This window comes from Streptomyces sp. NPDC079020 (assembly GCF_044542225.1).
Lineage (GTDB): Bacteria > Actinomycetota > Actinomycetes > Streptomycetales > Streptomycetaceae > Streptomyces.
Genome location: NZ_JBITUB010000001.1, coordinates 125,127 through 148,882, shown reverse-complemented (window position 1 = coordinate 148,882; position 23,756 = coordinate 125,127). Strand labels below are relative to the sequence as shown.

Below are 23,756 nucleotides of genomic sequence, written 5' to 3'. Positions count from 1 at the left end.
CACGGCGCACGCGGCACGGTCCGGTCCGCGGCGGCACGAGTACGACGAGCGGTACGAGTACCAGCAGTACGAGCAGCTCCCGGAGGCCCCGCCGCCGGGAGCTGCATCACATCGCACGACACCGCGACACCGCGAAAACCCATGCGAACCACACACCGAGCAGCACCGCACCACAAGCCGATCGTCGAGGGGACAGGGCAGGAATGACGGCCGAACTGGTCCGGGGGCAGAACCACACCTTGCCCCAGACCCGTCTGGAGATCCGGGTATCGGCGGGCTCCCCCGTCGTGGCCGGAGCCACCCTCGGCGACGAACAGGGCACGGTGCACGGCATCGAGTGGATCGCCCACCCCGGATCGCCCCGGCTCCCCGGTCTTGAGGTGTCCCAGCAGGCCGCCGCGGGCCACCGGCTCGCCGTGGACCTCGACGCCCTGCCCGACGCGGTCCACCGTGTCACCGTGCTGCTCGCCCTCCCCGTGGGCGTCGGCGGTCCGGTGCGGTTCGGTGCCGTCGCCGCGCCCTTCGTGGCCGTCACCGGGCTGGACGGCACCGAGATCGCCACCTTCACGCTCACCGGTCTGGACTCCGAGACCGCCGTCAGCGCCCTGGAGCTCTACCGCCGGCAGGGAGTCTGGAAGGTCCGCGCCGTCGGCCAGGGCTACGCCGCCGGACTGGCGGAGATGCTCGCGGACCAGGGGCTGGCGGGAGCCGCGGAGCTGGCCGGTTCGATCCAGGAAGCGGTCGCCCGGGGCATGGCCCGCTCCGTGGCGCCGCCACCGCCCCGTACCCCGGACGGAGACCGGGCCCGCCACGCGGCGGGACCCTCGGCCTCCCCGGCCCCCCGGCCCGCCGCCGCGGCCTCGTCGGGCGACCCCGGGCCCGCCGCCGCGCCCTCCCCGGCAGTCCGGCCCGCGGCCGTGCCCCCGGCCCCGCAGCCCGCCCCGCAGCCCGCCGAGCCGCCGGCCGACCCCGCCACGGCCGCGGCGACCGCGCCCGGTGCCACGGCGGCCGCCTCGCCGGGCGGACCGATCAACTACGCGCACCCGCGCCGCCGGAGCACCGCACCGCCGCCCCCGCCCGCGGCGCCTCAGGCCCCGCCCGGACAGGCCGCGCCGCCCGTCGCCGGGGACGCGAGCGGCTGGTCGATGGACGAGCGCCTCTACAACCAGATCTGGGGCATGTTCGAGGATCTGGCCCGTGCCACCGCCGCCTACCGCAGCGCCGTGGACTTCGCCGACTCCCGCATGGAGCAGGAGCTCGACCGCACCCTGTCCGACCCGCGCAACCGGATCGGCGGCACGGGCGACCGGGCCCGCGAGGCGGCCCTGGCCAAGCGCGACGAGCTGACCGGCCGGGCGCGCGAGGCCCTGGACCGCGACCTCGCGCAGCTCGTCGCCGAGGCCGCCGTCGTCGAACCCGCGCTCCCCGCCGCCTACGCGGGCTGGGACAACCCCGTCTGGCACGGTTACCGCGTCCCGATGGAGATTCCGATGGCCCTGCGCATCGGTGACCTCCATCTGCCCGAGCGCACCGACCTGCGCATCCCGCTCCTCGTACGGCTGCCCCTGGAGCGCGGCATATGGGTCGACAGCGGCCGCACGGCCTCCGAGGCAGCCGCGCTGACGGACACCGACAGCCTGCGCCGCCTCGCCATGGAGAGCGCGGTCGGTCATGCCGCCCGGATGCTCGCCGTCTACCCCGCCGGGGAGTTCTCGGTGCATGTCATCGACCCGGCGGGCTCGGCGTCCGGGGCACTCGCGCCCCTGGTCGGCGCGGGAGTCCTCGCAGGGCCGCCGGCCGCCGGACCCGGGGGAGTGGCCTCGGTCCTGGCGCATCTCACCCGGCGCGTCGACCTGGTGCAGATGGCGGTCCGGGCCGGTGCCGCCGACTCCCTCCCGCCCGACCTGGACACCGGTGAGCACCTCCTCATCGTCAACGACTTCCCGCACGGTTTCGACGACCGGGCCGTCACCCAGCTGCGTTACCTGGCCGACGAGGGCCCCGCGGTCGGAGTGCATCTGCTGATGGTCGCGGACCGGGAGGACGCCGGCGCGTACGGTCCGGTGCTCGACCCGCTGTGGCGCTCCCTGCTGCGGATCACCCCGGTGGCCGACGACCACCTCGCCGACCCCTGGGTCGGCCATGCCTGGACGTACGAGCCGCTGAGGCTGCCGCCGGGCAGTCGCGTCCTGGAACAGGTGCTGGCCGCCGTGGCCGCCGCCCGGCGCACGGGCGGCGGCTGAGTCTCCCGCCCCGAAAACGCCTGCGGCCAGAGTGCGAGGCAGTGCTCTGACCTGCCATTTTGGCGGTTTCTTTACCCTTCTCTTTACCTTTTCTTGGTAGTGCCTGTACTGTTTCTTGGACGGAGGGGAGTACTCCCATACGCGACGTTCCCGTCAGTACGGACTGTGACCGGTCCCGGGGCGTCGGCCCAGGCACGCATCCCGTGTGCCCAGGTGGAAGAGACCTCCGGCAGCGACGACGCTGATCAGTAGCCGTAGCGAACTGCCGGAGGCGCAGTGGACGTTTCATGGACTCTTTGGGTGCTGACCATTCTTGGTCTGTGTGCCCTGATCGCCGTCGACTTCTTCATCGGGCGCAAGCCCCATGACGTGTCGACCAAAGAAGCCGGTATCTGGACCGTCATCTGGATCGCGCTGGCCGTCCTCTTCGGGTTCGGCCTGCTGCTCTTCGGCGAGAGCCAGGCATCCGGCGAGTTCTTCGCCGGGTTCATCACCGAGAAGTCGCTCAGTGTCGACAATCTCTTCGTCTTCGTCCTGATCATGGCGAAGTTCTCGGTGCCCTCGTACCTCCAGCAGCGTGTGCTGCTGGTCGGTGTGCTGATCGCGCTGGTGCTGCGGGCCATCTTCATCGCCGCGGGCGCCGCGGTGATCGCCAACTTCTCGTGGGTCTTCTACATCTTCGGCGCGTTCCTCATCTACACCGCCTGGAAGCTCATCCAGGAGGCGCGGGCTGACGAGGAGGAGGACGACTTCGAGGAGAACCGCCTCCTCAAGTCGATCGAGCGCCGCTTCGGTGTCGCCGACCAGTACCACGGCACCAAGCTCTTCATCCGGAAGAACGGCAAGCGCGTTCTGACCCCGCTGATGGTCGTCATGCTCGCCATCGGCACCACCGATGTGCTGTTCGCCGTGGACTCCATCCCGGCGATCTTCGGCCTGACCCAGGACCCGTACATCGTCTTCACCGCCAACGCCTTCGCCCTGATGGGGCTGCGTCAGCTGTACTTCCTCATCGGCGGTCTGCTGAAGAAGCTGGTCCACCTCAGCTATGGCCTGTCGGTGATCCTCGGTTTCATCGGCGTCAAGCTGGTGCTGCACGCACTGCACGAGTCCGGGGTGCACGTCCCCGAGGTCACCATCCCGTTCTCGCTGGCCTTCATCTGCGCCGTGCTGGTGGTCACCACGATCACCAGCCTCATCGCCAGCAAGAAGCAGGCTGCGGCCGAGGCGGCGAAGAAGGACGATCAGGCCGACGAGGAGAGCAAGAGCGTCTCCGGCTGACCCCGAGGGGCGGTGGCGTCAGCCGCGGGGCGACGCCGAGGAATCCGGTACCGGCCGGGGTGAGCGGAGATGTCCGCCCGCCCCGGCCGGTTTCCGTTCGGCGGGGCGGGGCTGCGGTGGGAGGGGCGGACGGGGCCGAGCCGGTCAGGTCGGGCGGACGGGGCCGAGCCGGCCGGGGACGAGGCCCCCAGCCACCCGCGCGGGCCCGCCACCCGCTACCAGCCGCGTGCGCGCCATTCGGGCAGCCGCGGCCGCTCGTCACCGAGCGTGGTGTCGTGCCCGTGCCCCGGGTAGACCCAGGTCTCGTCGGGCAGCCGGTCGAACAGCTTCGTCTCCACGTCATGGAGCAGGCTCGCGAAGGCCGCCGGGTCCTTGCGGGTGTTACCGACCCCGCCGGGGAAGTCCTAGGTTCCTCTGAACACCAGGATGCTCCCCGCGCCGTACCCTCGTCTTCCTTTACGCGCGGATCTCTGGGGACCCGCGCGTACCGTCGACGGGGCGTCAACCGGCAGCTGAGCGACCTGCGGCCGTTCTCCGAGGAGAACGGCTGGGAGGTCGGCGGCGAGTACGTCGAGAACGATGTGAGCGCGCACTCGGGTGAGGAACCCCCCCCGCGTACGACCGGCTGATGGCCGATGCCATCGAGGCAGCCGTCCGGGTGTTCAGGTCTTGCCGCTGAGGTTTCGGACAGAAGAGGTTCAGTCAGCCAGCGAGCCGGCGAAGATCTGCCACGCCAGGAGTGACTTCGCCACGAGGCTGAGGACCAGGTAGGCCTTTTCACCATATGCGTAGTCGGACCACCGGCCGACTCCGCAGTACTGGAGCCACTGGTTGAGACCGAAGCTGAAGAAGAGGGCGGCCTGGACGAGAACGATTCCGTACACGAAGCCGGGGACGGTCTCGGCCGCGACGGTGTTATACGCGATCGAGACCCACGGCGTGACGCCGACCAGCGTCCCGAACCAGAACGGCAGCATCCTTGTCCTCGCCCGCCCCGGAGGGTTCATCACCTCCTCGACCCAGCCGAAGAGAATCATCCCGACGTTGGCGCCGACGACGGCGATGACGGCATTGAGGCTGGTAATGCCCGCGTAGAAGCCGATGAGGAGCACCATCAGGGTTGCGCTCAGCGCGTACTCCAGCCACCGGAAGCGGTTGATGCCGCGTCTGAGGTCGCGTTCGTAGGTGTCGCGGCACACTGTCGCCGTCAGCAGGTGATCTGCCGCCGCGAGGGCGAGGAAGACGGCGACGGCCCAGCCGATCGGCACGTCGAACAACGCTTCCGGGGCGGGCGCTGCCGTTCCCGGTGGCCCCTCGGGGACGGAGGAGGTCACGGTGATCGAGAAGCTTCCGGCGAGCAGGACGATGGCCACGGCCTGGATCAGGTGCAGCAGCGTGAGCCCCAGGTTCCACCTGCGGAGCCCGGTGAGACGCTCGGTGGTGACACCGGTGGCCACCGATGTGCCGTCCTCTCGCTCCACAGGTCCTCCCCAGTGGCTGGTGCCGTGGTACGTCAGCATGGTCGTACCGGTCGGCCGGGAATCACGGCAGTCACGCCACGGCCCCGCCGAAAAGTCGCCCGAGTGGCGCCCGGGAATCCGCCGAAACCGCTGGCCTCCGGGACGCCCCCCGAGATCTCTCCCGGGACGGTGTGGCTGGGGTTGCGAACGACCACAGCAGCTCGCTGTGCTGGGGTACCGCCCGCCGAACAGTCCTCCCAGGGCGCTGATCTGGAGGCTTCCGGCGCCCGGCGTCTGTTCTTGGACGGTGACCAGAGCGCAGGCCGGCGACGGGCTCCGATGTCGAGTGCGGGTGCCGGGGACGACGCCTTCGTGCCGCACCGTGTCCGGCTGCCGGCATGACGGTTGGGTGCGCGAGCCGCGTAGGACTGCGCGCAGTCACCGGCCCGGCTGAACCGGGCAGGGCGGCTGTGCCCTGGTCCGGCCCGCGGGGGGCCAGGGTGCAGAGCGTTTGCGATGTTCAACGACGTGGGGTGAGGGGTCCGGACGGATCGGCGGTGCGGGATGTGGCCCGGGACGCGTCGTGGACTCTGGCGAAGTACTGGCCGGGTGGGTGGAGGGGCACGGAAGTGATCACGGTTGTGGCACCGATGCGGGCGGCGAACCGCGCCAGGGCGCGGGCGGGTAGGCGGTGAAAGAGGTTGGTGCGGGCGGGGAACAGGACGCTGGCATTGCGGTAGTGACCGGCTGCGGCGAGGGACTCGGTGTGGGGTGCGAGAACGGCTTCCGCCTGGTGGGTCAGGCGCCGGTGGCGGGCGATATGGAGTAGGGCGTTGACGCTGAAGCCGCGGGAGCGGAAGGCGACCGCGGCGGTGACCTTGCGGCCGGTGCGGGCGGCGAGCCGGCCCGCGTGGGCGGCTACGTCCGCATCGGCGCGGGCGCCGGTCAGGATGCCCAGGACGCCACCGCCTTCCGGGCCGCCGACGACGGTGTAGGCGTGGACGGGGGAGGTGCGGGGCGGGGCGGGTGTGCTGCGGCGGTGGGGGCTGAGGGTGGTCATGACGGCCGTCCTTCCGGATGGTGCGGGCTGGAGGAGGAGGTCGAGGCGTGGGCGCCGGTGGCCGGGTGCGGCTACGTGTGGTCCGTCTGTGATGCGGTTTCGCCGCTGTCGCTGTCCTCGCCGCGGGTGGCGATAAGGGACCAGGCGATGGAGACGGTGATGACGCCGAGGGTGAGGGGGCACGGTCGCCCTGCGTCATCCCAGCGAGGCGGACCACCCCGTCGGCGACCTCCTGGCTACCTTCCTGCACCGCGAGGACACCCCCGTCGCCGATTCCGAACGCACCGCCTTGTAACCGGCGCTCACCGGGCAGGCGGCACCAGAGTGTGCAGCAGCCGGTCCCGGTCGCCCTCTCCCCGTGGGGTGGCCGGGACCGATTCCTTTTGCCCGAGACTCAGCGGGGCGGGCAGGACGCGGCCAGCGGCGTCCACGGCACCGGTGGGCCGCGTGCACGAACGGGCCGCCACGGATGGCGGCGGCCTCCATCGCCGTGCACGCATCCAGCCTCGCCGGCCCGCTGCGCGATACCACCAGCAGCGAGTAGCCGTTAAGGACCGCCGTGTCCAGCAGTGCCTTCGCCGCATGCAGTCGCCCGCCGCCGCGCACAGCGGGACGGTGGTAGACGGCCGACCGATGGGCGATCCCCGCGCGGGCCAGCCGCGGCAGGGCCCGCCCGACCGCCGCACCGACCGCCATCAAGTCCGGGTGGACGGTCTTGGTCCTGGGCGGCGGTGGAGGCAGCACCGCGATCAGCAGCAGCGGTGCACCGCGCGAGGCGGCGAGTCGGACGGCCGCGTCCACCACGGCGGTGGGCGGTCGTCATTGGACGGTTACCAACCCCGCGCGCGCCACTCCGTGAGGTGGGGCCGCTCAGTGCCGAGGGTGGTGTCGTTACCGTGGCCGGGGTAGACCCAGGACTCGTCGGGCAGGGCGCCGAACAGCTTGGTCTCCAGGCCGCCCATCAGGGAGTCGAACTCATCCGGATGTGTTGTCCGGCCAGGGCCGCCGGGGAAGAGGCAGTCCCCGGTGAACAGGTGCGGGGCCCCGTGCGGGTCGTCGTAGACCAGCGCGATGGAGCCCGGCGTATGACCGGTCAGATGGCGGGCGGTCAGCGTGACCCGGCCGACGCGGATCGTGTCGTTGTCCTCGACGAGCACATCGGTCGGGACCGGGATGCCCTCGGCGTCGTACCGGCCGGCGTACGTCCGTGCTCCGGTCGCCGCCACCACCTCGGCCAGCGCCTGCCAGTGGTCGCCGTGCTGATGGGTGGTGACGACGGACGCGATGCCGTCGTCACCGATCAGCCCGAGCAGGGTCCCGGCCTCGGCGGCCGCGTCGATCAGGAGCTGCTCGCCGGTGGCCCGGCAGCGCAGCAGATAGGCGTTGTTGTTCATCCGGCCGACGGCGACCTTGGAGATCATCAGATCCGTCAGCTCGTGCACATCCGCAGGTCCGCCGACCTTCACCGCTCCGCTGTACGTCATACGGCTCAGCCTATAGCGGGGGCAGCGCCGGCAGCGGGCCCGCCGTCACGGTCAGTGCGGAGCCGTCGCGGCGCCCGGAGAGCCAGCCGAGCAGTTCGGCGGCCGGGCCCCGGACGGCCGCCGGGGCGCCCTCCGCACCGCCGCCCGTCGACCAGTCGCGGCCGTCCTCGTCGGTCAGGGCGGTGGCCGCGACATCGGGGTGCCCGGCGAAGCGGTCGGTGAGGAAGGCGATCTCCCGGGTCACGAACTCGTCCGGCAGGTCCTCCAGCTCGTAACCGACGCCCAGGTCGACGTGGTGCAGCTCCAGCTCGATCCGGCGCCGGAAGGGGACCCGGGACGCGGAGTCCGTCACGCCGTTGCGCAGGGTGACGGTGCGGGACCGGTCGCCCGGTTCCGCCGCCGCCGCGAGGAAGCGGTCACCGCTGTCCCGGAGGTCGGCCAACTGCTCGGCGAGGGGGCGCGGGGCGTCGCGCTCGATGTCCCGGTCGCGGGTTTCGCTGCTCGCGTACATCGGGAGACCCCGGAGAACATTTGCCAGTGCGTCGGCGTTACGTGACAGGTGGGCCAGTACATGGCCCCGGCTCCAGCCGGGCAGCCGTGACGGCTCGGTGACAGCGGCGTCGTCCCATGTGCCCGCTGCGCTGAGCAGTCGTTCGGTCGCCTCGCGTACAGCTCCCAGGTCGTGCGCATGATCGTTCATACGGCCGAGCCTAGCTCCGCCACTCATTCGGGTGAAGGAGTCCGAGGGCGACCGTAAATCGAATGCGCGTGCTATACGCTCGGAGTCGAAAGCCTCCTCCATCGCTGTGGCGCCCCCCATACCCTGGGAGAGGGGCTCAGTTCCCCCGCTTCCCCAAGAAAGGTGCGGACCGGCGTGGCCGACCGTCTCATCGTCCGTGGCGCGCGCGAGCACAACCTCAAGAACGTCTCGCTCGATCTCCCCCGCGACTCCCTCATCGTCTTCACCGGGCTCTCCGGGTCGGGCAAGTCGTCCCTCGCGTTCGACACGATCTTCGCCGAGGGCCAGCGGCGCTACGTGGAGTCCCTCTCCTCGTACGCCCGGCAGTTCCTCGGCCAGATGGACAAGCCGGACGTCGATTTCATCGAGGGCCTCTCGCCCGCCGTCTCCATCGACCAGAAGTCGACCTCGCGCAACCCGCGCTCGACGGTCGGCACCATCACCGAGGTGTACGACTACCTCCGGCTGCTCTTCGCCCGGATCGGCAAGCCGCACTGCCCGGAGTGCGGCAGGCCCATCTCCCGCCAGTCGCCGCAGGCCATCGTCGACAAGGTGCTCGGCCTGCCCGAGGGCAGCCGGTTCCAGGTCCTCTCACCGCTGGTGCGCGAGCGCAAGGGCGAGTTCGTCGACCTCTTCGCCGATCTGCAGACCAAGGGCTACAGCAGGGCCAGGGTCGACGGCGAGACCATCCAGCTCTCCGAGCCCCCCGCGCTCAAGAAGCAGGAGAAGCACACCATCGAGGTGGTCGTCGACCGCCTCACCGTGAAGGAGAGCGCCAAGCGCCGGCTGACCGACTCGGTCGAGACCGCGCTCGGCCTCTCCGGCGGCATGGTCGTGCTCGACTTCGTCGACCTCCCCGAGGACGACCCCGAGCGCGAGCGGATGTACTCCGAGCACCTCTACTGCCCGTACGACGACCTCTCCTTCGAGGAGCTGGAGCCCCGCTCCTTCTCCTTCAACTCGCCCTTCGGCGCCTGCCCCGACTGCACGGGCATCGGTACGCGCATGGAGGTCGACCCGGAGCTGATCGTCCCGGACGAGGACAAGTCCCTTGACGAGGGGGCGATCCACCCCTGGTCGCACGGCCACACCAAGGAGTACTTCGGACGGCTGATCGGCGCGCTCTCCGAAGCCCTCGGATTCCGTACGGACATCCCCTGGGCCGGGCTGCCCCAGCGCGCGAAGAAGGCCCTGCTCTTCGGCCACAAGATCCAGACCGAGGTGCGGTACCGCAACCGGTACGGCCGCGAGCGCGCCTACACGACCCCCGCCTTCGAGGGCGCGGTGCAGTTCGTGAAGCGGCGCCACTCCGAGGCCGAGAGCGATTCCAGCCGTGAGCGCTTCGAGGGCTACATGCGCGAGGTGCCCTGCCCGACCTGTGAGGGCACGAGGCTGAAGCCGATCGTGCTCGCGGTGACGGTGATGGAGAAGTCCATCGCCGAGGTCTCCGCGATGTCGATCAGCGAGTGCGCGGAGTTCCTGGGCCGGATGAAGCTCAACGCCCGCGACAAGAAGATCGCCGAGCGGGTGCTCAAGGAGGTCAACGAGCGGCTCAGGTTCCTCGTCGACGTCGGCCTCGACTACCTCTCGCTGAACCGGGCGGCGGGCACCCTGTCCGGCGGTGAGGCCCAGCGCATCCGGCTCGCGACACAGATCGGCTCCGGTCTGGTCGGCGTGCTGTACGTGCTGGACGAGCCGTCCATCGGGCTCCACCAGCGGGACAACCACCGCCTGATCGAGACCCTGGTCCGGCTCCGCGACATGGGCAACACCCTCATCGTCGTCGAACACGACGAGGACACCATCAAGGTCGCCGACTGGGTCGTCGACATCGGCCCCGGCGCCGGTGAGCACGGCGGCAAGGTGGTCCACTCCGGCTCGCTCAAGGAGCTGCTGGCCAACAAGCAGTCGATCACCGGCCAGTATCTGTCCGGCAAGCGGGCGATCCCGATGCCCGACATCCGGCGCCCGGTCGACCCGGGCCGCCGTCTCACGGTGCACGGCGCCCGGGAGAACAACCTCCAGGACATCGACGTCTCCTTCCCGCTCGGAGTCCTCACGGCCGTCACGGGTGTCTCAGGGTCCGGAAAGTCGACCCTGGTCAACGACATCCTCTATACGCACCTGGCCCGCGAGCTGAACGGTGCCAAGTCGGTCCCCGGCCGGCACACCCGGGTCGACGGCGACGACCTCGTCGACAAGGTGGTGCACGTCGACCAGTCGCCCATCGGCCGTACGCCCCGGTCCAACCCGGCCACGTACACCGGGGTCTTCGACCATGTCCGCAGGCTGTTCGCCGAGACCATGGAGGCGAAGGTGCGCGGCTATCTGCCGGGCCGCTTCTCCTTCAACGTCAAGGGCGGCCGCTGCGAGAACTGCTCCGGCGACGGCACCATCAAGATCGAGATGAACTTCCTGCCCGATGTGTACGTCCCGTGCGAGGTCTGCCACGGAGCGCGCTACAACCGGGAGACCCTGGAGGTCCATTACAAGGGCAAGTCCATCGCCGAGGTGCTGGACATGCCGATCGAGGAGGGCCTGGAGTTCTTCGAGGCCGTCCCGACGATCGCCCGCCATCTGCGCACGCTCAACGAGGTGGGCCTCGGATACGTCCGGCTCGGACAGTCCGCGCCGACGCTCTCCGGCGGTGAGGCGCAGCGGGTGAAGCTGGCGAGCGAGCTCCAGAAGCGCTCCACCGGCCGCACGGTCTACGTCCTGGACGAGCCGACCACCGGTCTGCACTTCGAGGACATCAGCAAGCTGATCAAGGTGCTGTCCGGCCTGGTCGACAAGGGCAACACGGTGATCGTCATCGAGCACAACCTCGATGTCATCAAGACCGCGGACTGGGTCATCGACATGGGCCCCGAAGGGGGCAACGGCGGAGGTCTGGTCATCGCCGAGGGCACCCCGGAGAAGGTCGCCTCGGTTCCCGCCAGCCACACCGGCAAGTTCCTCCAGGGCATCCTGGACGCGGACCGGATCAGCGAGGCCGCGCTGCCCGCGGCCCGCAAGCCGGTGCGGAAGGCGGCTGCCGCCACCGCGGCCAAGAAGACGGCGGCAGGCAAGGCGGCGGCAGGCAGGACGGCCAAGGCCGCGCCCGCCACGGCCGCCAGGAGCACGGCCGCCAAGAGCACAGCGGCGAAGAAGACGGCCCGCGCCCGCAAGGCGTGACCGTCGTGCCATGAGCCGGTGGCGGCGGTGGCCCGGAAACGAGGACCACCGCCGCCACCGGCCCGGCGCGCCCTCCGGCCGGTGGCGGGGCCCGCTGTCCGGCCATGTCCGGCCCGGCCGCAGAGCCGCCGGTCTCCGCCGGTATCGTCGTTTCTGTCACCGGGAACCGTGGCGCCGCTGCCACCGGTCGTCTCCGGCGACCGCCCGCACCACTTCCGAACACCGACCCGTGGAGACCGCATGCCCGGCCAGCCCGCCGCCCGCCGTACCGTGCTGAAGGGTGCCGCTCTCGCCGGTGCCGCCGGGCTGGGCGTGGCCGCCTGCTCGACCGACTCCAAGCTCGGCCACGCCGGGACGCCCACGCCGACCGCCCCCGTGGACCTCGGTGCCGCGGACGCGGTACCCGTCGGTGGTGCCAAGCTCTACCGTGAGCAGCGCGTCGTCGTGAGCTGCCCGGCGAAGGGCCAGTACAAGGCGTTCAGCGCCCAGTGCACCCACGGTGGCTGTGTCCTGGACAAGGTCGAGGGCACCGAGGGCCACTGCCCCTGCCACGGCAGCCGCTTCGACATGACCACCGGCAAGGCGCTCCACGGCCCCGCCACGGTGCCGCTGCCCTCCGTCCCGGTCACGGCCGAGGGCGGCAAGCTCGTCGTGGGCCCCGAGGCCTGACAGGCCTGCCGGGGCCGCTCCCCGGCCCCGTTCACTCCCAGGCCCGGTCGCCCCCGGTCCCGGCACTCCCGGCCCCCTCGTTCACTCCCAGTCCCAGTCGATGCCGACGAGACCGGGCCGTACCCCCTGCTCCACCAGATGCACGGTCCGGTGCCGCCCGGTGAGCGTCAGGTCGGTCCGGGCGCCGCGAGCCGCCCCCGCCGACGCCTGGACGAAGCGCCGGCACCGGACCGGCAGCGCGGCCTCGTCGAAGCGGATCTGGAGCACGTACTGCCCGCCGCCGAAGGTGAAGCCGCGCACGTATTCGCCGCTGGGCCCTCCCGTACCGTCGTCGAAGCCGTAGCCGAAGAGGTACGTCTCACCGGCCCGCAGCCGGGTGTCGAAGAGCAGTTCCGCCACCAGCACGCCGGAGTCCCCGTCCCAGCGGACCCGGCCGGTCCGGCAGTTCTCCCGGGCCCGCACCGTGATCCTGGACGGCTCACAGCCCGGATCGCCGCGGTGGACGGCCAGATAGCGGTCGACGCCGTCGCGGTGCGCCCGTACGACATGCTCCGAGTCGCGGCCCGCCAGCTCCCGCCCGGCCCCGATGCGTACCCGCTCCTGGTGCCCCACCGTGTGCAGCCCACCGTCGACCGGTGACTCCATCGCGGCCAGCAGCCGCTCCACCGCGCCCGACGCCTCCAGCAGCGAGCGGTACGAGCGCGCCGCGGGACGCTCGCCGTCCGCGGGGGCGTCCCCTGTCTCCAGCAGCCGCAGCAGCGAGTTGCCCGGCAGCGAGAGAACCTCCTCCAGAGCCCGCACGGCACGCAGCGACTCGGCGCGCCGGGGGCGGCGCGCGCCCTGCTGCCAGTAGCTGAGGCTCGTCACCCCGACCTTGATCCCCCGGTGCGCGAGGTGGTGCTGGACCCGCTGGAGCGGCAGCCCGCGCACGGACAGGGCGGTGCGCAGCGCCAGATGGAAGGGGCCGGTGTGCAGCACCTGGGCGAGTTCGGTCTCGGTGTGCCGCATGCCGGGCCTCCGGTGAACGTTCACGGCGGGAAGCGGGTGCGCCGCCCGTACGGGAACGGGGGAGCAGGTGACCGGGGCGGCACTGTTCACACATCCGCCGCGCCGTTCACACCGCGATGTCACCCCGCATTGAAGCGTGTTGACCCGTTCCGGACAACGGTCGATGCTCCTCAACAGCGTCCGGACGCGCTCCTCCGATCCCACCCCCCCCGCCATGGGAGGAACGCCATGCGCAACCGAAGAATCAGGCCGGGAAGGTTCCCGTTCACGGCACTCCTGGCCGCCGTGCTCCTCGCCGTCCCCGCGGCGACCGCCACCGCCGCCCGGAACCCGGCCACGCCGGAGGGCAGCGCCGTCGCCGCCACCCAGCGGCTGAACATCACGATGCAGGCCCAGCAGAAGACCAACTGGTGCTGGGCGGCCGCGGGCAACACCATCGCCACCTGGTTCGGGCGGAACTACTCCCAGAACCAGTTCTGCAACGCCGCCTTCGGCCGGAACCAGGGCTACGAGTGTTCCAACTCGCAGGCCACGCTCGGCGATGTCCAGAGCGGCCTGTCCTGGACCGGGGTCAACCCCGGGTCGTACGTCACGGGCTGGCTCCGCTACCCGACCGTGCAGGGCGAGATATCCGCCGGCCGTCCCGTCGAGACGCGCATCCAGTGGTCCTCCGGCGGCGGGCACATGCATGTCCTGTACGGCTACGACGACGCCAACAGCTGGGTCTACTGGGGCGATCCCTGGCCCTCCAGCAACCGCTACAACTGGGCCTCCCACGCCTGGTACGTGAACAACAACGAGTTCTCCTGGACCCACTCGCTGTACCGGATCGGGGCGTGACGGCATGACTTCCACGACCCGGCGCATCGTCACGGCCACCGCGCTCACCGGCGCCGCGCTGTTCGCCGCCGCCTCTCCCCAGGCCGCGGCGGACAGCGCACCCGCCGCCCGCCCGGCCGCCACCGTCCCGGCGCCCGTCATCGCCGTCAGCGCCCCGGCCCTGGCCGCCGCCCACGAGGCGGCGACCTCGGCCTCGACGCTGGACACCCTGTCCCGGTTCTTCGCCAGGGAGGGCGCGGTCACCCGGGCCGCGGCCGCACCGCGGGTCGGGCCCACGGCCGTCCCCGTACGCACGCTCTCCGCGGACTTCGTCGCCGGGAAACCGGGGGCGGCCCTCACCACGCTCGACTACCTCGCCTCCACGGCGGTCTCCTCGGACGGGCAGAAGGCGTCCCTGTGGACCGTCCCGAAGGCCGGCCGGAGCGGGGACTGGCAGGTGGTGAACATCGCCACCGGCGACGACGAGGCGCGGTACGCCGCGGCGGGCGCCCGCAAGCTCCCCGGCGGCACGGTGTTCCGTGAGCCGCAGATCGACGCCTGGTACGTCCACAAGGGCGCGAGGGTGCTCCCGCTGGACGAGGACGCCGCCGGGGCGGTCGGCGCGGAGGGCACCACCCTGTCCGCCTACCGCGGCCGGGTGCGGGAGGCGTACGGGGACAAGCTCCCCGGCTCCGGCTACGCCCGCTCCGGCAGGGCGGGAGGCTACGGCCCCGAGGCGGCGACGGGCTCCGGCCCCGGTCCGGAGACCGGCCCGGTGGCCGGTCAGGCCGAGGGACCCCGCTCCGCGCCCGCCCTGGCCGCCACCGCGGCGGGCACGCCGGACAGCGGTCCGGGCACCGCGTCCACCGCCGCCCCGGCCGCCGCCGGAGCCGGGGCCCTGCTGGTCCTGGCCCTCTGCGGCATCACCGCGGCCCGCCGCCACCGCCGTACCCGGGAGACCCCCGTCACCGGCGCCTGACCGGCACCCGCCGGACCCGTGCTCCGGGGCGCGCGCGCACCCCACCCGTACCCCGGAGCACGGCACCACCCGGGAGGAGGGCTCACTGTCACACTCCGCAAGTAGGCTGTGAGACATGGCAGACCCCTCCAGCTACCGCCCCAAGCCGGGACAGATCCCCGACTCCCCGGGGGTCTACAGGTTCCGCGACGAGCACCGCCGGGTGATCTACGTCGGGAAGGCGAAGAACCTGCGCCAGCGCCTGGCCAACTACTTCCAGGACCTGGCGGGCCTCCACCCGCGTACGCGCACGATGGTCACGACCGCCGCGTCCGTCGAATGGACGGTGGTCTCCACCGAGGTCGAGGCGCTCCAGCTGGAGTACTCCTGGATCAAGGAGTACGACCCCCGGTTCAACGTCAAGTACCGCGACGACAAGAGCTATCCGTATCTCGCGGTCACGCTCAACGAGGACTTCCCGCGGGTCCAGGTCATGCGCGGGGCCAAGAAGAAGGGCGTGCGCTACTTCGGTCCGTACGGGCACGCGTGGGCCATCCGCGAGACCGTCGACCTGATGCTCCGCGTCTTCCCCGTCCGTACGTGCTCCGCGGGCGTGTTCAAGAACGCCGCCAGGACGGGCCGCCCCTGCCTCCTCGGTTACATCGGCAAGTGCTCGGCCCCCTGCGTCGGCCGCGTCACTCCCGAGGAGCACCGCGAACTGGCCGAGGACTTCTGCGACTTCATGGCCGGCCGGACGGGGACGTACATCCGCCGGCTGGAGAAGGACATGATGCTGGCGGCGGAGGAGATGGAGTACGAGCGGGCCGCACGGCTCCGCGACGACGCCGAGGCCCTGAAGCGGGCCATGGAGAAGAGCGCCGTCGTCCTCGCCGACGCCACCGACGCCGACCTGATCGCCGTCGCCGAGGACGAGCTGGAGGCCGCCGTCCAGATCTTCCACGTCCGCGGCGGCCGGGTGCGCGGTCAGCGCGGCTGGGTCACCGACAAGGTCGAGGCGGTCGACACCGCGGGCCTGGTCGAGCACGCTCTCCAGCAGCTGTACGGCGAGGAGACGGGCGACTCCGTCCCCAAGGAGGTCCTGGTCCCGGCCCTCCCCGAGGACCCCGAAGCGGTCTCCCAGTGGCTCGCCGGGCGCCGGGGCTCGCAGGTCAGCCTGCGCATCCCGCAGCGCGGCGACAAGAAGGACCTCATGGTCACCGTCCAGCGCAACGCCCAGCAGGCGCTCGGACTGCACAAGACCAAGCGCGCCTCCGACCTGACGACCCGCTCCCGCGCCCTGGAGGAGATCGCCGAGGCGCTCGGCCTCGACACGGCCCCGCTGCGCATCGAGTGCTACGACATCTCCCATCTCCAGGGCGACGACGTGGTCGCGTCGATGGTGGTCTTCGAGGACGGGCTCGCCCGCAAGAGCGAGTACCGGCGCTTCCAGATCAAGGGCTTCGAGGGCCAGGACGACGTCCGCTCGATGCACGAGGTGATCGGGCGCCGCTTCAAGCGCTATCTCCAGGAGAAGGAGCGCACGGGGGAGTGGGAGGAGCCGCAGGAGTCCGGCCCGGTGCCCACCGGACCCGTCCCCGCGCCGGAGCTCGCCGGGGGTGCCGGTCCCGGTGGCGGCGAGCCGCGTGAGGACGAGGCCCGTGAGGACCAGGCCCGTGAGGACCAGGCCCGTGAGGACGAGCCGCGTGAGGACGACGGCCGCCCCAAGCGGTTCGCGTATCCGCCGCAGCTCGTCGTCGTCGACGGCGGACAGCCCCAGGTGGCCGCCGCCAAGCGCGCCCTGGACGAGCTGGGGATCGACGACATCGCCGTCTGCGGGCTGGCCAAGCGGCTCGAAGAGGTCTGGCTGCCCGATGACGACGACCCCGTGGTCCTGCCCCGCTCCAGCGAGGGCCTCTACCTCCTCCAGCGCGTGCGCGACGAGGCGCACCGCTTCGCCATCACCTACCAGCGGGCCAAGCGGGCCAAGCGCATCCGCAGCAGCCCCCTGGACGATGTCGCCGGTCTCGGAGAGACCCGGAAACAGGCGCTGATCAAGCATTTCGGCTCCGTGAAGAAGCTGCGGCAGGCGACAATCGACGAGATCTGCCAGGTTCCGGGGATAGGCCGCAGGACGGCGGAATCGGTGGCCGCCGCCCTCGCCTCGACCGCTCCGGCCGCACCTGCCGTGAACACGGCCACAGGAGAGATCATTGAAGACGACGACGGGGGCACGTCATGACTGAGCACACGGACGAGACAGAGAACAGAACCACGGCCGGGGGCGGGCACACCCCCGGACACGAACACCAGCACGAACGCACAGACCGAGCAGACGGAGCAGCAGACGTGAGTACGGGCACCACGAACGAGACGGGCGAGGCCGCCACGTCGGCCATTCCCGAACTGGTGATCATCTCCGGGATGTCGGGCGCGGGGCGCAGCACCGCCGCCAAATGTCTGGAGGACCTCGGCTGGTTCGTCGTCGACAATCTGCCACCCGCGCTGATCCCCACCATGGTGGAGCTCGGCGCCCGCTCACAGGGCAATGTGGCCCGGATCGCCGTCGTGGTCGATGTGCGCGGCCGCCGCTTCTTCGACAATCTGCGGGAGTCCCTCGCGGACCTGGAGGCCAAGCACGTCACCAGGCGGATCGTTTTCCTGGAGTCCTCCGACGACGCCCTGGTGCGCCGCTTCGAGTCGGTCCGCCGTCCGCACCCCCTCCAGGGCGACGGCCGGATCGTCGACGGCATCGCGGCCGAGCGCGATCTGCTGCGTGAGCTGCGCGGCGACGCCGACCTGGTGATCGACACCTCCAGCCTCAACGTGCACGAACTGCGGGCCAAGATGGACGCCCAGTTCGCGGGCGACGAGGAGCCGGAGCTGCGGGCCACGGTGATGTCCTTCGGCTTCAAGTACGGCCTGCCGGTCGACGCCGACCTGGTCGTGGACTGCCGCTTCCTGCCCAACCCGCACTGGGTCCCGGAGCTGCGCCCCTTCACCGGCCTCAACGAGGAGGTGTCCGCGTACGTCTTCGACCAGCCGGGCGCCAAGGAGTTCCTCAACCAGTACACGGAGCTGCTCCAGCTGATCGCGGCCGGTTACCGCCGCGAGGGCAAGCGGTACGTGACCATCGCTGTCGGGTGCACGGGCGGCAAGCACCGCTCCGTCGCGATGTCGGAGAAGCTCGCGGCCCGACTGGCCACGGAAGGCATCGAGACCGTCCTCGTCCACCGGGACATGGGGCGCGAGTGACCGGTCGCAATCTGCGTCTGCGGCGGCTCAGCAGAGCCACGTCGGCGCTCTCCGGCCGCAAGCGCGGCGCCCAGCCCAAGGTCATCGCGCTCGGCGGCGGTATGGGCCTGTCGGCGTCCCTCGCGGCGCTGCGCCGGATCACCGGCGACCTCACGGCCGTGGTCACCGTCGCCGACGACGGCGGCTCCAGCGGCCGGCTGCGCGAGGAGCTGGGGGTCCTGCCGCCCGGCGACCTGCGCAAGGCCCTCGCCGCGCTCTGCGGCGACGACGACTGGGGACAGACCTGGGCCCGGGTCATCCAGCACCGCTTCGAGTCCAAGGGCGATCTTCACGAGCACGCGGTCGGCAATCTGCTGATCGTCGCCCTGTGGGAGCAGCTCGGCGACCATGTGCAGGCGCTCGACCTGGTCGGCAAGCTGCTCGGCGCGCACGGCCGGGTGCTGCCGATGTCGGCCGTGCCGCTGGAGCTCCAGGCGCTGGTACGGGGACACGACGCGGAGCGCCCCGAGGAGATCGTCACGGTGCGCGGCCAGGCCACGGTGGCGCTCACCCCGGGTGAGGTCCAGTCCGTGCATGTCGTCCCGGCGGACCCGCCGGCCGTCCCCGAAGCGGTCGAGGCGGTCCTCGACGCGGACTGGGTGGTCCTCGGCCCCGGCTCCTGGTTCTCCTCGGTGATCCCGCATCTGCTGGTGCCCGATCTGCTCGACGCGCTGGTCGCCACGAAGGCCCGGAAGGTCCTCTCGCTGAACCTCGCGCCGCAACCCGGTGAAACAGATGGCTTCTCCCCGCAGCGTCATTTGGAGGTTTTGGGACGACACGCACCTAAACTCGCCTTGGACGTGGTGCTGGCCGACGAGGCCGCCGTGCCCGACCGTGAGTCCCTCGCCGATGCCGCGAAACGGCTCGGTGCCGCGGTCGAGCTGGCGCCTGTGGCCTCACCCGACGGCGTTCCGATTCATGATCCGGAGCTGTTGGCCGCCGCGTACGACCGTATTTTTCGGATGCATGGAAGGATCGGCCCATGGCGATGACGCCAGCGGTGAAGGACGAAATCTCTCGGCTTCCCGTCACCCGGACCTGCTGCAGGAAGGCAGAAGTCTCGGCGATTCTTCGTTTCGCGGGCGGGCTGCATTTGGTGAGCGGCCGGATTGTGATCGAGGCGGAGCTGGACACCGCGATGGCGGCGCGCCGGCTCAAGCGCGACATCCTCGAAATCTTCGGGCACAGCTCGGAACTGATCGTGATGGCCCCCGGCGGGCTGCGGCGCGGCTCGCGCTACGTCGTCCGCGTGGTGGCGGGTGGTGACCAGCTGGCCCGCCAGACCGGTCTGGTGGACGGCCGCGGCCGTCCCATCCGCGGGCTTCCCCCGCAGGTGGTCTCGGGAGCCACCTGTGACGCGGAGGCGGCCTGGCGCGGAGCATTCCTGGCGCACGGCTCCCTCACCGAGCCGGGCCGTTCCTCCTCGCTGGAGGTGACCTGCCCGGGGCCGGAGGCGGCGCTCGCACTGGTCGGCGCGGCCCGCAGGCTCTCCATCGCCGCGAAGGCCCGCGAGGTGCGCGGTGTGGACCGTGTCGTCGTCCGGGACGGCGACGCCATCGGGGCCCTGCTGACCCGGCTCGGTGCCCATGAGTCGGTGCTGGCCTGGGAGGAGCGCCGGATGCGGCGCGAGGTCCGGGCCACGGCGAACCGGCTGGCCAACTTCGACGACGCCAACCTGCGCCGCTCGGCCCGCGCCGCGGTGGCCGCCGGGGCCCGGGTGGGGCGCGCGCTGGAGATCCTGGGCGAGGAGGTGCCCGAGCACCTCGCGGCGGCCGGACGCCTGCGCATGGAGCACAAGCAGGCCTCCCTGGAGGAGCTGGGCGCGCTCGCCGACCCGCCGCTGACCAAGGACGCGGTCGCGGGCCGGATCCGCCGTCTGCTGGCCATGGCCGACAAGCGGGCCCAGGACCTGGGCATCCCGGGTACGGAGTCCACCCTGAGCGAGGAGCTCGCCGACGGCCTCGTCGGCTGACCGGTTCCTTATCCCCACGGGCCCGCGCGGGCGGCCGGATTCCGGTCCCCGGCGGGCCCGCCCGTCCGTCGGGTGCGGGGTGAATTCAAGCCGCCGCGTACCGGTGCGAAAAGGCGCGGAGAGGCATTGACAAACCGAGAGGCACGACTCTCGGCTCCGGTCGTCGCGGACCGGGACCAAGGTCCCGGCCTGCGACGGGACCAAGGGATCCCGGGCCCGTGCTCCTACCCAGGAGTACGGGCCCGAGCGCTCTTCCGGCCCCTGTCGATGTCACTCCCGGGCCCTCGGAGAGGTAGGGTCGGAGGCGGTCGGGGACATCCCATACAACTCGCCGGCGTCGAAACCCGGCGTACCTAACGAGGAGATCGGTTCGTGACGATCCGCGTAGGCATCAACGGCTTTGGCCGCATCGGACGTAACTACTTCCGCGCGCTGCTGGAGCAGGGTGCGGACATCGAGATCGTGGCTGTCAACGACCTGGGTGACACTGCGACCACGGCCCACCTGCTGAAGTACGACACCATTCTGGGTCGTCTCAAGGCAGAGGTGAGCCACACCGCCGACACCATCACCGTCGACGGTCACACCATCAAGGTGCTCTCCGAGCGCAACCCGGCCGACATCCCCTGGGGTCAGCTGGGCGTCGACATCGTGATCGAGTCGACCGGCATCTTCACCAAGAAGGCCGACGCCGAGAAGCACATCGCGGGCGGCGCCAAGAAGGTCCTCATCTCGGCTCCGGCCAAGGACGAGGACATCACCATCGTGATGGGCGTCAACCAGGAGAAGTACGACGCGGCCAACCACCACGTCATCTCCAACGCCTCCTGCACCACCAACTGTGTGGCGCCGATGGCCAAGGTCCTCGACGAGAACTTCGGCATCGTCAAGGGTCTGATGACGACGGTCCACGCGTACACGAACGACCAGCGCATCCTGGACTTCCCGCACTCGGACCTGCGTCGCGCCCGCGCCGCCGCCGAGAACATCATTCCGACCACGACGGGTGCCGCCAAGGCCACCGCCCTGGTCCTCCCGCAGCTCAAGGGCAAGCTCGACGGCATCGCGATGCGCGTCCCGGTCCCGACCGGTTCGGCCACCGACCTGGTCGTCGAGCTCCAGCGCGAGGTCACCAAGGACGAGGTCAACGCCGCGTTCAAGAAGGCGTCCGACGACGGCGACCTCAAGGGCTTCCTGGCCTACACCGAGGACCCGATCGTCTCGTCCGACATCGTCAGCGACCCGGCGTCGTGCACCTTCGACTCCTCCCTGACGATGGTTCAGGAGGGCAGGACGGTGAAGATCCTCGGCTGGTACGACAACGAGTGGGGTTACTCCAACCGCCTCGTCGACCTGACCGTCTTTGTCGGCGGCCAGCTCTGATCCTCGGATCGGCAGGCATCTCGATGTGAGCTCGGGGGTGTCCGACCACGATCCACCGGGCACCCCCCAGGGGCTCGAACGGCGCAACGTGGCGCGGTTCGAGCCTCCTTGCATGCTCATCCGCCCTTGCAAGGAGTAACGGAACAGATGAAGACGATCGACGAACTTCTCGCCGAAGGGGTCGCGGGCAAGCGGGTTTTCGTCCGCGCCGACCTCAATGTGCCGCTGGACGGCACCACCATCACCGACGACGGCCGGATCCGCGCCGTCGTCCCGACGGTCACCAAGCTCGCCGACGCGGGTGCGCGGGTCATCGTCGCCTCGCACCTGGGCCGCCCCAAGGGCGCCCCGGACCCGGCCTTCTCGCTGGCGCCCGCGGCCGCCCGCCTCGCTGAACTCCTCGGCACGGAGGTCGCCTTCGCGGCCGACACCGTCGGGGAGTCCGCCCGCGCCACGGTCGCGGCCCTCACCGACGGCAAGGTCGCCGTCGTCGAGAACCTCCGCTTCAACGCCGGTGAGACCTCGAAGGACGACGCCGAGCGCGGCGCCTTCGCCGACCGGCTCGCCGAGCTCGCCGATGTGTACGTGGGCGACGGCTTCGGTGCCGTCCACCGCAAGCACGCCTCGGTCTTCGACCTCCCGGCCCGGCTGCCGCACTACGCGGGCTACCTCATCGCCACCGAGGTCGGGGTGCTGAAGAAGCTCACCTCCGACGTCAAGCGGCCGTACGCGGTCGTCCTCGGCGGCGCCAAGGTCTCCGACAAGCTCGGGGTCATCGACCACCTGCTGGAGAAGGCCGACCGCATCCTGATCGGCGGCGGCATGGTGTACACCTTCCTCAAGGCCCAGGGCCACGAGATCGGCACCTCGCTGCTCCAGGAGGACCAGGTCGCCGCGGTGCAGGGCTACCTCGAGCGGGCCGAGGAGCGCGGTGTGGAGTTCGTGCTCCCCGTCGACATCCTGGTCGCGGACGAGTTCCCGGACCTGAGGACCAAGGCCCCGGCCCACCCGAGCACGGTCGCCGCCGACGCCATGCCGGCCGGCCGGCAGGGTCTGGACATCGGCCCCGAGACCCGCAAGCTGTACGCATCGAAGCTCGCCGACGCGGCCACCGTCTTCTGGAACGGTCCGATGGGCGTCTTCGAGCACCCCGACTACGCCGAGGGCACGCGCGCACTCGCGCAGGCCCTCATCGACTCCCAGGCCTTCAGCGTCGTCGGTGGTGGCGACTCCGCCGCCGCCGTCCGCATCCTGGGATTCGACGAGAACGCATTCGGCCATATTTCGACCGGTGGCGGCGCCAGCCTCGAATACCTCGAGGGCAAGACGCTTCCCGGCCTCGCCGCACTGGAGGACTGACCCTTAATGAGCACCCGCACCCCGCTGATGGCGGGCAACTGGAAGATGAACCTCAACCACCTCGAGGCCATCGCCCACGTCCAGAAGCTCGCCTTCGCCCTGGCCGACAAGGACTACGACGCCGTAGAGGTCGCCGTCCTGCCGCCCTTCACCGACCTGCGATCCGTGCAGACGCTGGTGGACGGCGACAAGCTGAAGATCAAGTACGGCGCCCAGGACATCTCGGCGCACGACTCCGGCGCGTACACCGGTGAGATCTCCGGCCCCATGCTCGCCAAGCTGAAGTGCACGTACGTGGCCGTCGGCCACAGCGAGCGCCGCCAGTACCACGGCGAGAACGACGAGGTCTGCAACGCCAAGGTCAAGGCCGCGTACAAGCACGGTCTGACCCCGATCCTCTGCGTCGGCGAGGGCCTGGACATCCGCAAGGCCGGTGACCAGGTCTCCTACACGCTCGCGCAGCTCGACGGCGCCCTCAAGGACGTGCCGGCCGAACAGGCCGAGTCCATCGTGATCGCCTACGAGCCGGTCTGGGCCATCGGGACCGGCGAGGTCGCCACCCCCGAGGACGCCCAGGAGGTGTGCGGAGCGATCCGCCGCCGGCTGGCCGAGCTGTACTCGCAGGAGCTGGCCGACGCCGTCCGTATCCAGTACGGCGGCTCGGTGAAGTCCGGCAATGTCGCGGCCATCATGGCCCAGCCCGACGTGGACGGCGCCCTGATCGGCGGCGCCGCGCTGGACGCCGACGAGTTCGTCAAGATCGTCCGCTTCCGCGACCAGTGAGTATGCGCTAGCGCGGATCCGTCGTACCCTTGCGGGGGCCGAAGGGAGTATCACCCTCCGGCCCCCGTTGTCC

18 protein-coding genes and 2 pseudogenes are annotated in these 23,756 nt (G+C 71.0%); 14 read left to right on the top strand and 6 right to left on the bottom strand.

The features are described from left to right. Nucleotides 1-203 precede the first annotated feature (203 nt). Nucleotides 204-2,243 (top strand): TerD family protein, encoded by a 2,040-nt coding sequence (locus ACIGJO_RS00720; RefSeq protein WP_399949967.1) that lies wholly within the window; start codon nt 204-206, stop codon nt 2,241-2,243. Between the two features lie 276 nt (nt 2,244-2,519). Then, a complete protein-coding gene (locus tag ACIGJO_RS00715) occupies nt 2,520-3,524 on the top strand; it encodes a TerC family protein (RefSeq protein WP_399949963.1) in 1,005 nt (334 codons plus the stop codon). 215 nt (nt 3,525-3,739) lie between these two features. On the opposite strand, the pseudogene ACIGJO_RS00710 reads toward ACIGJO_RS00715, so the two are convergent. From ACIGJO_RS00710 to ACIGJO_RS00700, 3 genes and pseudogenes are all read right to left on the bottom strand, one after another. Then, nucleotides 3,740-3,925: pseudogene (locus tag ACIGJO_RS00710) on the bottom strand (MBL fold metallo-hydrolase); the annotation flags it as partial. Nucleotides 3,926-4,222: 297 nt separating this feature from the next. Continuing rightward, a complete protein-coding gene (gene heR, locus ACIGJO_RS00705) occupies nt 4,223-5,005 on the bottom strand; it encodes a heliorhodopsin HeR (protein WP_399949959.1) in 783 nt (260 codons plus the stop codon). A 499-nt stretch (nt 5,006-5,504) separates the two neighbouring features. Next, nucleotides 5,505-6,044, bottom strand: a complete 540-nt coding sequence (locus ACIGJO_RS00700; RefSeq protein WP_399949956.1) for a hypothetical protein — start codon at nt 6,042-6,044, stop codon at nt 5,505-5,507. Between the two features lie 181 nt (nt 6,045-6,225). Here ACIGJO_RS00700 and ACIGJO_RS00695 point away from each other — a divergent pair. Next, nucleotides 6,226-6,339, top strand: a pseudogene (locus ACIGJO_RS00695) (transcriptional regulator); the annotation flags it as partial. Between the two features lie 535 nt (nt 6,340-6,874). Here the strand turns inward: ACIGJO_RS00695 and ACIGJO_RS00690 are convergent. Beyond that, a complete protein-coding gene (locus tag ACIGJO_RS00690; protein WP_399949953.1) occupies nt 6,875-7,528 on the bottom strand; it encodes an MBL fold metallo-hydrolase in 654 nt (217 codons plus the stop codon). 10 nt (nt 7,529-7,538) lie between these two features. Beyond that, nucleotides 7,539-8,228: a maleylpyruvate isomerase family mycothiol-dependent enzyme gene (locus ACIGJO_RS00685; RefSeq protein ID WP_399949950.1), complete on the bottom strand. Its 690-nt coding sequence runs from the start codon at nt 8,226-8,228 to the stop codon at nt 7,539-7,541. A 174-nt stretch (nt 8,229-8,402) separates the two neighbouring features. Between ACIGJO_RS00685 and uvrA the strand changes: the two genes are divergently transcribed. After that, nucleotides 8,403-11,441 (top strand): excinuclease ABC subunit UvrA, encoded by a 3,039-nt coding sequence (uvrA, locus tag ACIGJO_RS00680; protein ID WP_399949947.1) that lies wholly within the window; start codon nt 8,403-8,405, stop codon nt 11,439-11,441. Between the two features lie 240 nt (nt 11,442-11,681). Continuing rightward, the gene (locus ACIGJO_RS00675; RefSeq protein ID WP_399949944.1) at nt 11,682-12,110 is read left to right on the top strand and encodes a Rieske (2Fe-2S) protein; all 429 of its coding nucleotides are present in this window, start codon (nt 11,682-11,684) and stop codon (nt 12,108-12,110) included. An 81-nt stretch (nt 12,111-12,191) separates the two neighbouring features. Here the strand turns inward: ACIGJO_RS00675 and ACIGJO_RS00670 are convergent, their stop codons facing one another. Further along, nucleotides 12,192-13,118 carry a hypothetical protein gene (locus ACIGJO_RS00670; RefSeq protein WP_399949941.1) on the bottom strand — a complete coding sequence of 309 codons (927 nt, stop codon included), beginning with the start codon at nt 13,116-13,118 and terminating at the stop codon, nt 12,192-12,194. A 228-nt stretch (nt 13,119-13,346) separates the two neighbouring features. Here ACIGJO_RS00670 and ACIGJO_RS00665 point away from each other — a divergent pair, with 228 nt between their 5' ends. The 9 genes from ACIGJO_RS00665 to tpiA all read left to right on the top strand — a co-directional run bounded on the left by ACIGJO_RS00665 (nt 13,347) and on the right by tpiA (nt 23,683). Further along, nucleotides 13,347-13,958, top strand: a complete 612-nt coding sequence (locus ACIGJO_RS00665; protein WP_399949938.1) for a papain-like cysteine protease family protein — start codon at nt 13,347-13,349, stop codon at nt 13,956-13,958. 4 nt (nt 13,959-13,962) lie between these two features. After that, on the top strand, nt 13,963-14,916 hold the full coding sequence (locus ACIGJO_RS00660) for a hypothetical protein (RefSeq protein ID WP_399949934.1): 954 nt from the start codon (nt 13,963-13,965) through the stop codon (nt 14,914-14,916). A 115-nt stretch (nt 14,917-15,031) separates the two neighbouring features. Beyond that, entirely contained in the window at nt 15,032-17,134 is a 2,103-nt protein-coding gene (gene uvrC / locus ACIGJO_RS00655; RefSeq protein WP_399949931.1) for an excinuclease ABC subunit UvrC, read from the top strand. Further along, the gene (gene rapZ / locus ACIGJO_RS00650) at nt 17,131-18,147 is read left to right on the top strand and encodes an RNase adapter RapZ (RefSeq protein WP_399949928.1); all 1,017 of its coding nucleotides are present in this window, start codon (nt 17,131-17,133) and stop codon (nt 18,145-18,147) included. Before uvrC ends, rapZ begins: the two co-directional genes overlap by 4 nt. Next, nucleotides 18,144-19,178 carry a uridine diphosphate-N-acetylglucosamine-binding protein YvcK gene (gene yvcK / locus ACIGJO_RS00645; protein ID WP_399949925.1) on the top strand — a complete coding sequence of 345 codons (1,035 nt, stop codon included), beginning with the start codon at nt 18,144-18,146 and terminating at the stop codon, nt 19,176-19,178. Before rapZ ends, yvcK begins: the two co-directional genes overlap by 4 nt. Beyond that, nucleotides 19,169-20,158 (top strand): DNA-binding protein WhiA, encoded by a 990-nt coding sequence (whiA, locus tag ACIGJO_RS00640; protein WP_030919772.1) that lies wholly within the window; start codon nt 19,169-19,171, stop codon nt 20,156-20,158. Before yvcK ends, whiA begins: the two co-directional genes overlap by 10 nt. 372 nt (nt 20,159-20,530) lie before the next feature. After that, complete coding sequence (gene gap / locus ACIGJO_RS00635) at nt 20,531-21,541, top strand: type I glyceraldehyde-3-phosphate dehydrogenase (RefSeq protein WP_399949922.1); 1,011 nt, start codon at nt 20,531-20,533, stop codon at nt 21,539-21,541. 147 nt (nt 21,542-21,688) lie between these two features. Further along, nucleotides 21,689-22,900, top strand: coding sequence for a phosphoglycerate kinase (locus ACIGJO_RS00630; protein ID WP_399949919.1), 1,212 nt, complete (start codon nt 21,689-21,691; stop codon nt 22,898-22,900). Between the two features lie 6 nt (nt 22,901-22,906). Further along, complete coding sequence (gene tpiA / locus ACIGJO_RS00625) at nt 22,907-23,683, top strand: triose-phosphate isomerase (protein WP_399949916.1); 777 nt, start codon at nt 22,907-22,909, stop codon at nt 23,681-23,683. The last annotated feature ends 73 nt before the right edge of the window (nt 23,684-23,756 follow it).